Here is a 15159-nt window from a genome sequence, read left to right on the forward strand (position 1 = left end):
GATAGTTCCCAACTAAATTAGTTAGCATGCAATTTTTTTAATTCAATACAAGCAGGTTCATATCCAAGGTTACATGATTTTTTGAAGTAGGATATAGCATTTTTTTTACTTTTTTTTACTTGTAATCCATCGATATACATAATTCCAAGATAAAAACTTGCTTGTGGAGTATTATATTCGTCTGATTTTTTTAGCCAGAAGAAGGCTTCGGAATAATCATTCTCAATATAAAGATTGTGATATCCTAACATTAACATGGCAAACGCACTGTTTTGTGTCGCGGCAAATAAAAACATATTGAGTGCGTATGGAATATCTTTCTTTACACCTTTCCCCCAATATAACATATCGCCAGCAAGCACATTTGCATCAAGATGCCCCATGGCAGCAGCTTGTTCTGCAAAATAGAAAGCTTTATCGTATTCCATCCGATTGAAGTGAGTAACTGCTAAGTTATAATAATCTTGAGAATTACTGTATATTTTTGTATTTTGATTATCTATTCTTGCTATTGAAAATATAATTATTATTACTGTAATGACAGCTAAGAAAAAGAAAAAAACATCTTTTGTTGATTTATTATTAATTTTTTTATTTCTAATACTTGTAAATACTGATTGTTGTGAATAGCTCTCCTTGGATGTTTCTGCGGTATGTTGCTGTGCTGAAGCAGTTTTTCTATGAATACTTCTTATTACATTGATGGATCTTCTTTCCCCTTGTGTTGCTGCTATACTCAGTATAGTATAGGCATCGTCTATCTTATTATTATCAAAATAATATTTTCCAAGCCAATATTGTGCTGTTGCATTATTTGAGTTTGCAAGTTCTGTTAATTTTCTGGTATCATAAATGTATGGATTTTCTGTATCTTCTAAATTTTTAAATGAATTTGATAATATATTTTCTATATAGTGTGAAATATTTTGAAATGATTCTACTGTTTTTTCTACATTATATCCTGTGATATGCTCTTCATTGATATTTTTTAGCCTAAGCTTGTCTATAATATATGATTTATATTCTTTTAATGAAAATTCAAATGTGTCTGATAATTTTGAAAAAAGAGTATTTATATAAAGCGTTACAAGCTCTGTATAATTTGTGATAAAGTTATCTCGCAATAAATAATAGACAAATAATATTTTAGGATTGCCATCTTTTACTAATTTATCAATACATGCGATAAGGCCAATGGTGACATTTTTACTGTAGCTTTCTCCTGAATTTTCTCCTTCTGCTATTAAGTCTACAAATGTTTGTATTGCGTTCTGCATTGTATGCATGTACTTCTCCAAATAATAAAATATGCTATGATTATTAACAGATAGAAACAATAAAATAAATAACAAAAAACCCGCTGATTTCTCAGCGGGCTATTTTCTCGGTGGCGGAGAGGAAGAGATTCGAACTCTTGGTACGCTTTTAACGTACACACGATTTCCAATCGTGCTCCTTCGACCAACTCGGACACCTCTCCGTGTCGTGAAGACCTGCTCTTTATAGGCAGAACCTTCGGCTTTGGCAAGCAAAAAATCGCACTTTGGGCAAAAAATTTTTCTATTTTAAAAAATAGATGTTATTTCAGCTTGTTATCATCGCTATTTTTCGTCTCCATCTTCCGCCGGAGATGGTCACAGCTGCCCACTCACGGGGCGTGATGACGAAAAGGCGTCCCGGCCCGGCCTTTGGACAGGGCCACGGCAAGGACGATGACAAGCAGGACGAGCAGGGCCTGCCACATGGCCTAGTCCTTGCGGTCCCTGTCTTCTTCGCGCTTTTTTTTGCCCATCATGTAAAAAAAGCCCAGGACGGCCACACCGAAGGCCACGATGCCGGCCAGATTGAGCATGAAGATGGTATCCATACGATCTCCTGAAAGACTGTCCGGGGTGTCCCGGAGTTCGTCCGTTGCTACCGGAAGGCCCGGCAGGGGAGCGGGATGGTCCCGCCCCGCCGTTGCCGGGCCGTCAGCATCAAGAAAAGGCTTGGCTGCCGCGGCAGCCGCCTGATGGTCGTTTTAGATGCCCAGCTGGCTGAAGCCGCTGTCCACGTAGATGACTTCGCCGGTCACGCCGTGGGAAAGCTCGGAGGCCAGGAACACGGCGGCACCGCCCACATCGGCGGTGGTCACGTTGCGGCGCAGGGGAGCATGCTCTTCCACGCGGGTAAAGATGTTCTTCAGACCGGAGACGGCGGAAGCGGCCAGGGTCTTGATGGGGCCGGCGCTCAGGGCATTGACGCGCACGCCCTTTTCGCCCAGGTCGTAGGACAGGTAGCGCACGGAAGCTTCCAGAGCGGCCTTGGCCACGCCCATGATGTTGTAGCCGGGGATGACCTTGGTGGAACCGTGGTAGGTCATGGTCAGCACCGAAGAACCGTCATGCAGCAGGGGCTCGAAAGCGCGGCAGACGCCGGTGAGGGAGTAGGCGGAGATGTCCAGGGCCAGATGGAAACCGGCGCGCGACGTATCCAGGAAGCGGCCGCTCAGGTCTTCACGGTTGGCAAAGGCCACGGAGTGGACCAGGATGTCCACCTCGCCCCACTTTTCCTTGACCAGGTCGGCGGCGGCCTGGATCTGGGCGTCGTCGGTCACGTCACACTGGAAGGTGAACTCGCCTCCCAGTTCTTCGCTCAGGGGCTCAACACGCTTTTTGATGGCGTCGCCCACATAGTTGAAAGCAAGGCGGGCGCCCTGTTCCTTGAAGGCATTGGCGATGCCGTAAGCGATGCTCTTGTTGTTGGCCAGGCCCAGGATCAGGGCTTTTTTTCCTTGAAGCAGCATGTAATATCCTCCAGAAAAGTCGCCTTGGCGACGGTGACCACAGGTTAGATGGTGAATTCTTTGCCCGTCAGGATGTGGTAGGCCTCACGGTAGCGCCGGGCCGTGGCGTCCACGACCTCGGCAGGCAGGGCAGGCGCGGGCGGCTGCATGTCCCAGGGCTGGGAGGTGAGCCAGTCGCGCAGGTACTGTTTGTCGAAGCTGGGCTGGCTGCGGCCGGGTTCGTACTGGTCCGCGGGCCAGAAGCGGGAAGAGTCGGGGGTCAGCACTTCGTCGATGAGGCGCAGTTCCCCGTCCACGAAACCGAATTCGAACTTGGTGTCGGCCACGATGATGCCGCGGCTGGCGGCATAGGCGCGTCCGGCTTCATAGATGGCCAGGGTGGTCTCCCGGACCTTGCGGGCCACGTCCTCGCCCAGCAGGCGGGCGGCCTCGTCCGGGCTGATGTTCTGGTCGTGCTGGCCCAGCTCGGCCTTGGTGGAAGGCGTGAAGAGGGCCGTTTCAAGCTTGTCCGATTCCCGCATGCCGGCAGGCAGCTGATAGCCGCAGAGCGTGCCGGTCTTCTGATAGTCTTTCCAGCCCGAGCCGGAAATGTAGCCGCGTACGATACATTCCACAGGCAGGGGCTTTGCCTTGCGGACCAGCACGGCACGCCCTTCAAGTTCGTCCTTCCAGGGGGCAAGGGCGGCGGGGAACCGGTCCACATCGCTTTCCACCAGATGATTGGGGATGATGTCCTTGAACTTGTCCATCCAGAACAGGGTGATCTGGTTCAGGATCACGCCCTTGTAGGGGATGGGCTTGTCCATGATGACATCGAAGGCAGACATTCGGTCGGTTGTGACGATGAGCAGGGTCTTGTCGTCGATGTCATAGATGTCGCGGACCTTGCCGCGGGACAGCAGCGGGTAAGCGCTGATTTCAGTCTTGGTGGTGATGCGCATAGTCTTGATCCAGTTTGTTTAAGGCACTAGCGCTTGCTGCGGATCTCCACGGAACGAGCGTGGGCCTCCAGCCCTTCCAGACGGGCCAGAGAAGCAATGGCAGGCGCGTTTTCCAGCAGGAAGGCCGGCGAAGTGGCCACGATGCTGGTTTTTTTGCAGAAGTTCTGGACGGAGAGCGCGGAAGAGAAGCGCGCGGTCCGCAGGGTGGGCAGCACATGGTTGGGGCCCGCGAAGTAGTCCCCCACGGGTTCGGGGCTGTGCTGGCCCATGAAGATGGCCCCGGCATGGCGGATGTGGGGCAGCAGGGCCCAGGGATCGCGCACGCACAGTTCCAGATGTTCGGGAGCCACGCGGTTGGCGATGGCCACGGCGGTCATGATGTTGGGCACCACCACGATGGCGCCCCAGTCCATGAGGGACTTGCCCGCGATCTGGGCCTTGGGCAGCTGGCTGCACTGCTTTTCCAGCTCCTGCTGCACCTGTTCGGCCAGGGTGATGTCGTCGGTGAGCAGGATGGCGGAAGCCAGCATGTCGTGCTCGGCCTGGGAGAGCATGTCCGCGGCCAGCCAGTGCGGGCGGGCGGAGCTGTCGGCCACCACCAGCACTTCGCTGGGACCGGCCACCATGTCGATGCCCACCGTGCCCTGCACCAGGCGCTTGGCCGTGGCCACATAGATGTTGCCGGGACCGGCGATGACGTCCACAGGGTCGATGCTCTGGGTACCGTAGGCCATGGCGCCGATGGACCAGGCGCCGCCCACGCGGTAGATCTCGTCGATGTCCAGCAGGTGGGCCGCCGCCAGGATGTGCGGGTTGATGGTGCCGTCCTTGCGGGGCGGGGTGCACACGGCCACGCGGGGCACACCGGCCACCAGGGCGGGGATGGCGTTCATGAGCATGCTGGAGAGCAGCGGGGTGTTGCCGCCCTGGCCGCCGGGCACATACAGGCCCACCCGGTCCACGGGCAGCACGCGCTGGCCCAGGATGCTGCCGTCAGGCCGGGTCTGGAACCAGGATTTTTCCAGCTGTTCCTTGTGGAAGGTGCGGATGTTGTGGGCGGCTTCGCTGATCTGCTCGCGATGTTCGGGAGAGATGGAAGCAGCGGCCCAGGCGATGTCCTGTTCGCTGACGCGCAGGGGCGCGGCAAATTCGGGACAGTCGAAACGGCGGGTATAGTCGATCAGGGCCTCATCGCCCTTTTCACGTACATTGGCGAGGATCTCGCGCACGCTGCCCTCAACGCTGTCGCCGGGATTGAAGCGGCCGTCGAGCCACTGCGAGGCCTTGACCCATTCCTGCTCGGACTGCAGGTGCAAAATTCGGCAAATCATGGAATATACCTCAAGAAAAGAACGCCACCGGAGGGCGCGTGGACGCGCGGAATTGCGCGTCGGACGAATATAGCGAAGGCGTGCGCCAATGTCGAGACTTCCGTGCAGGAGGCCGTTGCCGGGGTGTCAGCCCCTTGACAGTACGGCAGTGCGTATTTACTCAATACTAGCCGGCACAACGCCGGTGCATTTCTGGGAGGAACCATGGATCGTCACAACGAGAACGATGATATGCATATGAAGGACACGCAGAACACGGAAGTGCAGGAAGAGGCCTGTGCCGGTGCCGAGGCCGGGGATGCCGGGGACGCCGTGCAGACCCTGCCGGAAAATCTGGAAAGCCTGTGCCACGAACATGTGTGCCCCAACTGCACCGAAAAGCGCGATGCCGATGACGCACGCCTGCGCGCGGCCGCGGAGATGGATAATTTCAAGAAGCGTCTGAAGCGCGAGCACGAGGAACAGATCCGTTATGCGGCGGAAAAGGTCATGAGCGACCTGCTGCCCACGCTGGACAACCTCGACCTGGCCCTGCAGTACGGCAGCAAGGATGAGGCCTGCAAGGACATGCTCCAGGGCGTGGCCATGACCCGCAAGCTGCTGCTGGAAGCCGTGGCGCGCCACGGTCTGACCCCCGTGGGCACGGCCGGTGAGGCCTTCACGCCCGAACTGCACGAAGCCGTGGGCTTTGATGCCGAGGCCGATGTGGAAGCCGGGGCCGTGGCCCGTGTGCTGCAAAGCGGCTACAAGCTGGGCGAGCGTCTGCTGCGTCCGGCCAAGGTCATGATCAAGCAGGGCTAAGCGCCGTTATCCGCAAGACAGCCGGAAGGGCCTTCCCCATATGGGGAGGGCCCTTTTTTGTAGTGCAGGGATACGGATCAGTGGACTTTCATCAGGGCCCGGGGACCTTTCTTTTCTCGTCCGGCATCCTTGTCACAGACTTTCATCCGACATACTGGCTGCTCTCCGTCAGCGGGCCTCAACCGGGCATCTTCGCGAGATCGTGGTCCGGCGGCCTCGGACAGGTGCAGGGCCATACTGCGTTGTCGTTTCCTGCGGCAGCCCGGGCAGTCCGGCAAAACAGCTTGACTTTCAAAAGCATTGCACTCTAGCGTAACAATAGATAGCTGTACTGCGGCTGTATGTTGCGGGGAAGGAGCGTGTGCTGCGTCCCAGACTTTTTTGTGGGGGATATCTATGAAAAAATTGTATGTCGTGCTTGCCGTCTGCCTTCTGTGGGCATGTCAGGTGACGACGGCAGGGGCCGAAGGCTTTGCCCTGACGGAATGGAGCTCGCGGGGCCTGTCGCTGGCAGGCGGTATGGTGGGGCGCGCGGACGATCCTTCGGCCATCGCGTACAATGCGGCAGGCATCACCCAGCTGCCGGGCACGCACGTCATGGGCGGTTTTGCCGCCATCGCTCCCATGGGGACCATCGACCTGGATCTGGCCGACGGCAGCCATACGTCCACGACCACCAAGTCCCACATCTGGCCCGCGCCGCACGCCTACATCACGCATCAGCTGAACGACCGCTTCTGGCTGGGCCTGGGGCTGTTTTCACGTTTCGGCCTCGGCAATGAATTTGCCGACAACTGGACGGGACGGTACAACCTGACCAACATCAATTTCCAGACCTTTTCCCTTGTGCCCACTGTGGCCCTGAAGGTCAACGATGTCCTGTCCCTTTCGGCGGGCGTGGAGATCATGCATGCCAGCTTTGCCATGGGCCAGCAGATCCCCAGCATGCAGTTTATCGGCTTTATCCCCGGTAAAGGGGAGGACAGCAAGATGACGCTCAACGGTACGGGCTGGGGCGTGGGGGCCCAGCTGGGGGCGCACGTGCTCATGACGGACGAGCTGTCTTTGGGCTTTTCCTACAAAAGTCCGGTCACGCTCAATATCGCCGGCACGGCGGATTTTTCCCGGCATCAGGGCAATCTGCTGGCTGAGAAGGGAGAGGTGCCGCACACTGTTGATACCGATGTGCACAGCACGGTGCATCTGCCCGATTCCTTTGCCCTGGGCCTGGCCTACCGCCCGCTGGAGAATCTGAGCTTCGAGGTGGGGACTGTCTTCACCCGTTGGTCCACCTACGATTCCCTGAACATCTATTTCGATTCCGACTTCCAGTCCATCAATCATAAAAAGTGGCGTGACGGCTGGAACTTCAACGCCAGCGTGGAATATGAGCCCCTGGACTGGCTGGCCCTGCGTGCGGGCATCTGGTACGAGACGCCGGTCACCAACGAGGAGCACGCGGACTTCATGGTCCCCAGCCACGGCCGCACGGGCGTCAGTGTGGGCGCTGGCTTCCAGTGGGGCAACTGGACGCTCGATCTGGCCTACGCCCATCTTTGGGTGCACAGTCTGGACTATTCAGAGACCGATGCTGCCGGTATCCGTTCGTCCGTGGGGAATGTCAGCACGGGGAACAGCCGGAACACGGTGGCCAATATCTATTCCGCCACCATCGGCTACACGTTCTAAGGTATGGGATGGCCGGATGCCGGTTATGACGCTGCCGGAAGGCAGACATGCCCGGCAGCCGCTCTGACTGCACGAAACCGGCGTTCTTCATGTGAAGGGTAAAACGGCGGGAAGTGGGATGACACAGCCTGTGTCCGCGGTCCCCGGCCACGAGACACAATGCGATAAAAAGGAAAGGGAGGCCTTGAGCCTCCCTTTTTTTGTCCTGTGATGGGTTTGGGGATCCGTTTCCCGCAGGTTCCCGTCCTGTCCGTGCAACCGGCCCGGCGGTACGCATTTGCCGTTATGGTTCTGCGAGCGATGGGCCAGGTGATGCAAAAAAACGGGCTGTCTCTAGCGTCCGGCCTTGAGGCGGGGCAGCAGACGATCGGCCAGATGTTCGCCCAGTCCCTGCAACAGGCGGCTCTGGGCCGCCACCAGACTGGCGCTGCTCATGCCGGCATCCTCGCTGGCTGCGTAGATGCCGCGATCCAGCGCCTCTCCGCCACGGGAAAGCTGCCAGCGGGCCTGCAGCCGGGCCGTGCCCGGCGTATCGCCGTCCAGACGTTCCAGAGCCACGGCCAGTTCCATGTCGCCCTGCCGGTCTCCGGCAGCGATCACGTCGATACCCCGGGGCAGCAGCCTGGCGGCCAGCACTTCGCCCAGCACACGCCGGGCGCCCTGTCCCAGCGGCTCGGCCCAGATGTCCAGCTCCGAGACCTCCAGACGGGTCTGGCCGTCGCTGCGGCGCACCAGACCATTGCGGTCCAGATAGTCAGCCACGCTCACCGGCGCGATGCTCAGACTGGCAGCGGGCAGGCTGTCGGCCGTCAGGGGGGGCTGGCCGCTGTCCAGCAGATAAAAATGCGTGGGCGCGCTGCGGCCGCAGGCGGTCAGCAGGAGCGTCAGCAGGGCCAGGAAAACAGTCGTATGGCGAAGGATATGGTTCATCGGCGACTTCCTTGTTTGCCGCGGAGCAGGGCTTCAGGGTTGCGTTCCAGCACGTCCATGAACGCCCGCAGGGAGCGCACGGCAGCCGCGCTTTCCTGGATCAGGCGGCGCAGCTCCTGGGTGAGGGGAGCATTGCGTTCCACTATGGCCTTGGTGGCCAGGGAAACGGAGGAGACGTTGTTCATGGCGTCACGGGTACTCTGCAGGGCCTGGGGAAGATCGTGCTGGGCCGACGTGGCCGCCGCGTTCAGCTTTTCCAGGGCCTGGGCCAGAGTCTTCTGGGATTCCTGCATACCGGCCAGCAGGGCCTGGGCCTCTTCAAAGGAGGTGGCAAAGGCCTTGAGACCGCGTTCCAGCGTATCCCCGGACAGGGCGGCGTTGAGCTTTTCCAGGATACCCGCCGTGGTGTGGGCCATCTCTTCCAGCGGCAGACTGGCCACAGTACGCTGCAGGGTGTCGATGGGCGAGGGCAGGGTGGGTATCTCCCTGTCCGGCATGGGGGAACGGAAATTGGCGGGCGTATTGGGCAAAAAGTCCAGTTCCACGCGGTACTGGCCGGTGATGAGGCTCTGGAGCTGCAGGCGGGCGCGCAGGCCGCGCTGGATCAGGCGGCGCAGGATTTCCTGCCGGAAGTTGTCCGTGAGCTCACCGGCGACCCCGGCCCGGACGATGCTGTTCTCGTCCAGCCGGATGTAGACCGGGATGGTGACGCTGGCATCGCGCGGGTTGGCCTCCAGGCTGATGCGCGTCACCTGGCCCATGGGCACGCCGCGGAAGACCACGGGCGCCCCGATGTTGAGGCCGCTCACCGAGCCGTCGAAGTACAGGACGTATTCGATGTCGTCACTGAACATGCGGCCGCCGCCCAGCAGGATGATGCCCGCCACCAGCAGCGCCAGTCCGCCGATGACGAAAGCCCCTACAGCGGTTTTGAATGATTGTTTTGCCATGCCGTATCCTGTGGGTTCAGTCCTGTTGTTGGGGGCCGCCCGCTTCGCCGCGCGTCAGGAAGCGCAGAGCCTGCAGCTCGGTGTGCGGGTCGCGCACCAGTTCGGAGGGGTTGCCCCGGGCAGTGACGCGCCGGGTCCGCACGTCGAGATAGATGCCGTTGCTGGCGATGGCGAAGATGCTGGCCAGCTCGTGGGAGACGATGACGAAGGTCGTGCCCAGGGCGTCGCGCAGCTCCAGGATCAGGTCGTCCAGCATGCGGGCGCTCACCGGGTCCAGACCGGCGGAAGGCTCGTCCAGAAAAAGGATCTCGGGATCGAGGGCCAGGGCCCGGGCCAGACCGGCCCGCTTGCGCATGCCGCCGCTGATCTCCGAAGGATAGTAGTCTTCGAAACCGGCCAGACCGGCCAGGGCCAGCTTGAGCGAGGCCTGCTCGCGGATCTCGTCGTCATCGAGGTCGGTGTACTGCTGCAGCGGCAGGCCCACGTTCTCGGCCAGGGTCATGGAGCTCCACAGGGCGCCGCCCTGGAAGAGGACGCCCGTACGCCGCAGGATGCGGCGGCGCTCTTTTTCGGTACAGGCCCAGATGTCCGTATCACCGTAGAGCACCTGGCCGCTCTGGGGCTGCTTGAGGCCCATGAGCGTACGCAAGAGCGAGCTCTTGCCGCAGCCGGAACCGCCCATGATGAGGAAGATGTCATCGGCGGCCACATCGAAATTGACGTCACGCATGAGCACGAAGGAACCGTAGCCCAGGGTCAGGTCGCGGACGCGCAGGCGGGGAGTGCTCATGTCAGATGCCCAATACGTTGCAGATGATGGTGATGATGGCCGTGGCGATGATGATGCCCACGATGGACTGGACCACGGCTGTGGTGGTGGCCAGCCCCACGGCCTGGGCACTGCGGCCGCAGCGGATGCCCTGATAGCAGCCCGCCAGGGCGATGATGACGCCGAACACCGTACCGTAGGCGATGCCGATGAGCCCGTGGACGAAGGAGACCATCTGCATGGTGGCGTTGAGGTATTCGGCGGAACTCAGCCCCAGCATGGAGACGCCCACCACATAGCCGCCCAATATGCCCATAAGGTCGGCATAGACCGTGAGCAGGGGAACCATGAGCATCAGGGCCAGCATGCGCGGCAGCACCAGGAAATCTATGGGCGAGATGCCCAGGGTGGTCAGGGCGTCCACTTCTTCGTTGACCTGCATGGTGCCGATCATGGCCGCATAGGCGGCCCCCACGCGGCCGGACATGACCACGCCCACCATGACAGCGCCCATGACGCGCAGCATGCCGATGCCCACCAGCCCGGCCACATAGATCTGGGCGCCGAACTGCGTCAGCTGCACTGCGCCCACAAAGGCCAGGATCAGACCGAACAGCAGGCTGGTGATGGAGATGATGGGCAGGGCGCGCACACCGCATTCGTACATGGCTTCTATAAAGTCCTGCATGCGCATGCCGGCGCGTCCCAGGATGAGACGCCAGATGGAAAGGGTCACATCGCCGAGGAATTCCAGAAAATCCGCACAGCGGGGCGGCAGGCCCATGACCGCTTCGCCCACCCGGGCGAAAAGCCCTTGCCGGTGGTCGCTGCGGGCGGCCCCTGCCTGGGCCGGGATGGCGAAGGCCAGGTGCAGCAGTCGCGCCAGTCCTGTGGGCAGGTCCTGGCTGATCTCGATCTGCGCGGCGCGGGCGGCCTTGTGCAGCTGGACGAGGAAGACCAGGAGGCTGCTGTCCCAGGCGTCGAGGGAGGCCGCCGCGAGGTGCAGCTGCCGGATGCCGGGGCCTCGCAGCTGCTGCAGGGCGTCGGCACACTGCGGCGGCCAGGGCGTATTGATGGCCCAGCTGCCGGAGACGGTGACCTGCAGGCGCTCTCCGGCCCTGTCCAGGTTTACTTGCGGACTTGTTTCCATCTCTATAGTATACGCGCAGGACAGAAGCTACGCAAGGAGGGAGGCCGCTCCCCCGCAGGCTTTTTCCCTTTTTTGCTTACCCTACAACCCCGGATTGCCATGTCGCTGAAACAACGCCTCGGGCTTGCCGCAGAGCCCGTCTTTCTCATGGATGGCTCGGCCTTCATCTATCGCGGCTTTTTTGCCAACAGGAACATGCAGCGTTCCGACGGTTTTCCCACCAATTCCCTGGTAGTGGTCAGCCGCGTGCTGTTGCGCATCCTGCGCGAAGAGCGCCCCCGCTATTTCGCCTTCGTGCAGGACGGCAAGGGCCCCAACTTCCGGCACGAGATATTCCCCCTCTACAAGGCCAACCGCGATGCCACGCCCGAAGATCTGGTACGCCAGCTGGATCCCATCCACCGCATGGTGCGGGCCCTGGGCCTGCGGCTGGAAGTCTCGCAGGGCTGCGAGGCCGACGACTGCATCGCCTCGCTGGCGGCGCGCTTCGCGGCGGAACATCCCGTCATCATCGTCAGCGGCGACAAGGACCTGAAGCAGTGCCTGGGCCCCAACGTCTACATGTGGGACCCGGCCTCCAAGGAAGAAAAGCTGGTGAGCGAGGCCGCCTTCACGGCAGAGAGCGGCGTGACGCCCGCCCAGTGGCCCGACGTGCAGGCCCTCATCGGCGATACCAGCGACAACATCCCCGGTGTGCCGGGCATCGGTCCCAAGACAGCGCGCCAGATCTTCTCCATCTGCCCCAGCCTTGAGGACATCCGCGACCATTTCGTCCTGCTGCCGCCCAAGATGCAGGCCAAACTGCAGGCGCATCTGGAAAACATGTTCACCTGGCGCGAGCTCACCACCCTGAGACGCGATTTCTGCCCCGGCGTCACCCTGGACGACCTGCGCGTGCGGCCGCTGGATGCCGCCACCTGCGCCCTGCTCACGGAAGAATTCGAGCTCTTCGCCCTGCGGCGTGAGCTGGCCGCTCTGGATCGCCTGCAGGCCGCCGAGGCCGACCTGCCCGAGGAATTCCTGGATGCGGGCAGCATCCGTGAGGACGCACAGCCTGCAGCCGGGAAGAAGGCCGCCGCGGAACAGGCCTCTCTGCCGCTGGCCCAGCCTGCCCGCAGCGGACGTGCCACCAGCCAGATGAGCCTTCTGGACGCCATGCCGCAGGAGTCCGCGCCCGCGCTGGACGATGTGGCGGCCCTGCCGGACTGCGGGGGTGCCCGCGTGGCCCTGATCTGGGCCCACGGCGATCGCGAGGCCCCCTATCTTGCCGTGGAAGGCGCTGACGGCAGTTCTTTGGGAGAATGGCAGTGGACAGGCCCTGTGGCGGAGCTGGCCCGGTGGCTGGTCCCTGCCCGCACCCTGGTGACGGCGGACCTCAAGGGTATGCTGACCTCCGCGCCCTGCTGGCAGTTCCTGGCCGGGCGTGCGGGGGACTGCATCGACCTGGGCGTGGCCGCCTATCTGCTGAACCCCGAAGAGAACGATTACGGCTGGCCCCGTCTTTCGGCCCGCTGGGGCGCCGTGCTGCGCCATGAACTGGAGAGCAGGGGCGAGACGGGCCCCGGCCCCGCGCGTCTGGGACTGGCCATGGCGCAGCTGTTCGAGCAGCGCATGGAAAAGGACGGCCTGCTGGAGCTGTTCCGGCGCCTGGAGATGCCCCTGCTGCCCGTGCTGGCAGGCATGGAGCAGAGCGGGGTGGCCATCGACGCCGCAGCCTTCCGGGCCTTCCTCGACGATGTGCAGGGCCAGCTGGACCAGCTCACGGCCCATGTCTACGAGCTGGCGGGCACGCAGTTCAATATCCGTTCGGCCCAGCAGCTGGGCGATGTGCTGTTCAACGGGCTGGGCCTGCCCGCGCCGCGCAAGACCAAGGGCGGCCAGGCTTCCACCAGCCAGCAGACACTGGAAAAACTGGCCGGGCAGCATCCGGTGGTGGACAGCATCCTCCAGTACCGCAAGCTGGAGAAGATGCGCTCCACCTATCTCGATCCCCTGCCGCGCCTGGTGGACCCGCAGGGCCGCATCCATACCACTTTCAACCAGAAGGCCACAGCTACGGGACGGCTCTCCTCCAGCAATCCCAACCTGCAGAACATCCCCGTGCGCGGGCCGCTGGGCAAGCGCATGCGCTCCTGCTTCATCGCCGGGCCGGGCCGCCTGCTGGTCTCGGCCGACTATTCGCAGGTGGAGCTGCGCGTGCTGGCCCATGTCTCGCAGGATCCGGCCCTGCTGGAAGCCTTTCGCAACGGCGAGGACATCCACGCCCGCACGGCGGCCCTGGTCTATGACCTGCCGCCCGATCAGGTGAGCCCGGACCAGCGCCGCAATGCCAAGACCATCAACTTCGGCCTCATCTACGGCATGGGCGCCCAGAAACTGGCCCAGGAGCTCAAGATCAGCACAGCGCAGGCCAAGGACTTCATCGCCCGTTATTTCGAGCGTCTGCAGGGCCTGAAGGAGTTTTACGAAGGCGTGGAGGCCTCGGCCCGCAAGCACGGCTTCGTGACCACTTTGGGCGGTCGCCGTCGCCTGCTGCCGGACATCAATTCCGCCAGCGGACAGGCCGCGGCCCTGGCTCGCCGTCAGGCTATCAATACCGTGATCCAGGGCTCGGCGGCGGACATCATCAAGCTGGCCATGCTGGCCGTGGCCCGTGACGAGCGCCTGCGGGAGCTGGATGCCCGCCTGCTGCTGCAGGTGCACGACGAACTTTTGCTGGAAGTGCCCGCCGATGCCGCCGAAGAGGCCGGGGCTCTGGTGGCTCGCCTCATGCAGGATGTCTGCCCCGCAGGCAAGGAGCTTTCCGTACCGCTGCTGGTGGACTGGGGCACCGGTCACGACTGGGGCGCGGCGCATTAAGTTGCCGTCATAGAGGTATCTGTTGGGGAGAAGGGAGGACTCGTGTGAATCGGGGCCCCTTTCTCCCAAACTTTTTTCTGCGTGAGCTTGGGAAAACGGCCGGAGCATGCATCCCCCGCGTTTTTCCCCGTTCGTATCCGCGAGTCCGCAAGGGCAGGGGGCCGGTGCCTTTTTGGGGGCAGCCTGTCCGCCTTTTGGGCCGCAGCTGCTGGCCCCGTAAAAGGTAGGGCGCAAAATACCAATATTTTCAAATGGTTTTTGCCTTGGTACAAATTTTTGGCAAAAAAAGGATGACAGCCGGAGCATTTTGATATACACCAACCCGCAGCCGTCTGGAATACGGCACAAATTTGGCATTCCGTCGTGAATGCTTGACAAGTTGCGCACTTTGCGATAAAGAGCGCTTTCTTTGTGAGCGATACTGTCGTCACCCGTTAGGCGGCACGTCGCAGACGGATTTTCCGCCGCTTGATGGCTACTGAGATAAGTAGATGAGGAGTTCATCCCGATGAAGACGTTCAGCCCCACCCCGAAAGACATCAACCACGAATGGTTTGTGGTTGACGCCCAGGATCAGGTGCTGGGTCGTCTGGCCAGCCAGATCGCCCACCGCCTGCGCGGCAAGCATAAGCCCGAATTTGCCCGTCACATGGACAACGGCGACTTTATCGTCGTGGTCAACTGCGAAAAGATCAAGGTGACCGGCACCAAGATGGCCCACAAGAACTACTATCGCCACTCCGGTTGGGTGGGCGGTCTGAAGACCACCTCCCTGGGCGATATGCTGGCTTCCAAGCCCGAGCGTGTGCTCATGGCCGCTGTGCGTGGCATGCTGCCCAAGAACCGTCTGGGCCGCGCCATGCTGAAGAAGCTCAAGATTTACGCGGGTCCCGAACACCCGCACACGGCTCAGAACCCGCAGCCGCTGACCCTGCCTTACTAAGGAGCGCACGT

General features: G+C 60.5%; 12 protein-coding genes and 1 tRNA gene. 4 read left to right on the forward strand and 9 right to left on the reverse strand.

What is annotated here, in order from left to right; all coding sequences use genetic code 11:
• Window positions 1-17 precede the first annotated feature (17 nt).
• From ACQRBR_RS08155 to hisD, 5 genes are all read right to left on the reverse strand, one after another.
• Window positions 18-1286, reverse strand: coding sequence for a tetratricopeptide repeat protein (locus ACQRBR_RS08155; RefSeq protein WP_427812738.1), 1269 nt, complete (start codon window positions 1284-1286; stop codon window positions 18-20).
• Between the two features lie 102 nt (window positions 1287-1388).
• Window positions 1389-1480 (reverse strand) — tRNA-Ser (locus ACQRBR_RS08160).
• Between the two features lie 540 nt (window positions 1481-2020).
• A complete protein-coding gene (locus ACQRBR_RS08165; RefSeq protein WP_006004296.1) occupies window positions 2021-2785 on the reverse strand; it encodes an enoyl-ACP reductase FabI in 765 nt (254 codons plus the stop codon).
• A gap of 44 nt (window positions 2786-2829) precedes the next feature.
• A complete protein-coding gene (locus ACQRBR_RS08170; RefSeq protein ID WP_303878068.1) occupies window positions 2830-3726 on the reverse strand; it encodes a phosphoribosylaminoimidazolesuccinocarboxamide synthase in 897 nt (298 codons plus the stop codon).
• A 26-nt stretch (window positions 3727-3752) separates the two neighbouring features.
• Window positions 3753-5057 (reverse strand): histidinol dehydrogenase, encoded by a 1305-nt coding sequence (gene hisD, locus ACQRBR_RS08175; RefSeq protein WP_168934841.1) that lies wholly within the window; start codon window positions 5055-5057, stop codon window positions 3753-3755.
• Window positions 5058-5288: 231 nt separating this feature from the next.
• On the opposite strand from hisD, the gene ACQRBR_RS08180 reads away from it, so the two are divergent.
• Both ACQRBR_RS08180 and ACQRBR_RS08185 read left to right on the forward strand, forming a co-directional pair.
• Window positions 5289-5858 (forward strand): nucleotide exchange factor GrpE, encoded by a 570-nt coding sequence (locus ACQRBR_RS08180; RefSeq protein ID WP_304039439.1) that lies wholly within the window; start codon window positions 5289-5291, stop codon window positions 5856-5858.
• Between the two features lie 396 nt (window positions 5859-6254).
• Complete coding sequence (locus ACQRBR_RS08185; RefSeq protein WP_427812739.1) at window positions 6255-7547, forward strand: OmpP1/FadL family transporter; 1293 nt, start codon at window positions 6255-6257, stop codon at window positions 7545-7547.
• A 333-nt stretch (window positions 7548-7880) separates the two neighbouring features.
• Here ACQRBR_RS08185 and ACQRBR_RS08190 read toward each other — a convergent pair whose 3' ends face one another.
• Genes ACQRBR_RS08190 through ACQRBR_RS08205 form a run of 4 tightly spaced genes read right to left on the reverse strand, consistent with a single transcriptional unit; the run spans window position 7881 to window position 11346 of the window.
• Window positions 7881-8477 carry a PqiC family protein gene (locus tag ACQRBR_RS08190; protein ID WP_427812740.1) on the reverse strand — a complete coding sequence of 199 codons (597 nt, stop codon included), beginning with the start codon at window positions 8475-8477 and terminating at the stop codon, window positions 7881-7883.
• A complete protein-coding gene (locus tag ACQRBR_RS08195) occupies window positions 8474-9427 on the reverse strand; it encodes an MlaD family protein (RefSeq protein ID WP_427812741.1) in 954 nt (317 codons plus the stop codon). Before ACQRBR_RS08195 ends, ACQRBR_RS08190 begins: the two co-directional genes overlap by 4 nt.
• Window positions 9428-9443: 16 nt before the next feature.
• Window positions 9444-10217, reverse strand: a complete 774-nt coding sequence (locus tag ACQRBR_RS08200) for an ABC transporter ATP-binding protein (RefSeq protein WP_168934845.1) — start codon at window positions 10215-10217, stop codon at window positions 9444-9446.
• Window position 10218: 1 nt separating this feature from the next.
• Entirely contained in the window at window positions 10219-11346 is a 1128-nt protein-coding gene (locus tag ACQRBR_RS08205; protein ID WP_303878060.1) for an MlaE family ABC transporter permease, read from the reverse strand.
• Between the two features lie 99 nt (window positions 11347-11445).
• Here ACQRBR_RS08205 and polA point away from each other — a divergent pair, with 99 nt between their 5' ends.
• On the forward strand, window positions 11446-14205 hold the full coding sequence (polA, locus tag ACQRBR_RS08210) for a DNA polymerase I (RefSeq protein WP_427812742.1): 2760 nt from the start codon (window positions 11446-11448) through the stop codon (window positions 14203-14205).
• Window positions 14206-14713: 508 nt separating this feature from the next.
• Window positions 14714-15148: a 50S ribosomal protein L13 gene (rplM, locus tag ACQRBR_RS08215; RefSeq protein ID WP_072331677.1), complete on the forward strand. Its 435-nt coding sequence runs from the start codon at window positions 14714-14716 to the stop codon at window positions 15146-15148.
• Window positions 15149-15159 lie beyond the last annotated feature (11 nt).

This window comes from Desulfovibrio sp. SGI.133 (assembly GCF_050313955.1).
Classification (GTDB): domain Bacteria; phylum Desulfobacterota; class Desulfovibrionia; order Desulfovibrionales; family Desulfovibrionaceae; genus Desulfovibrio.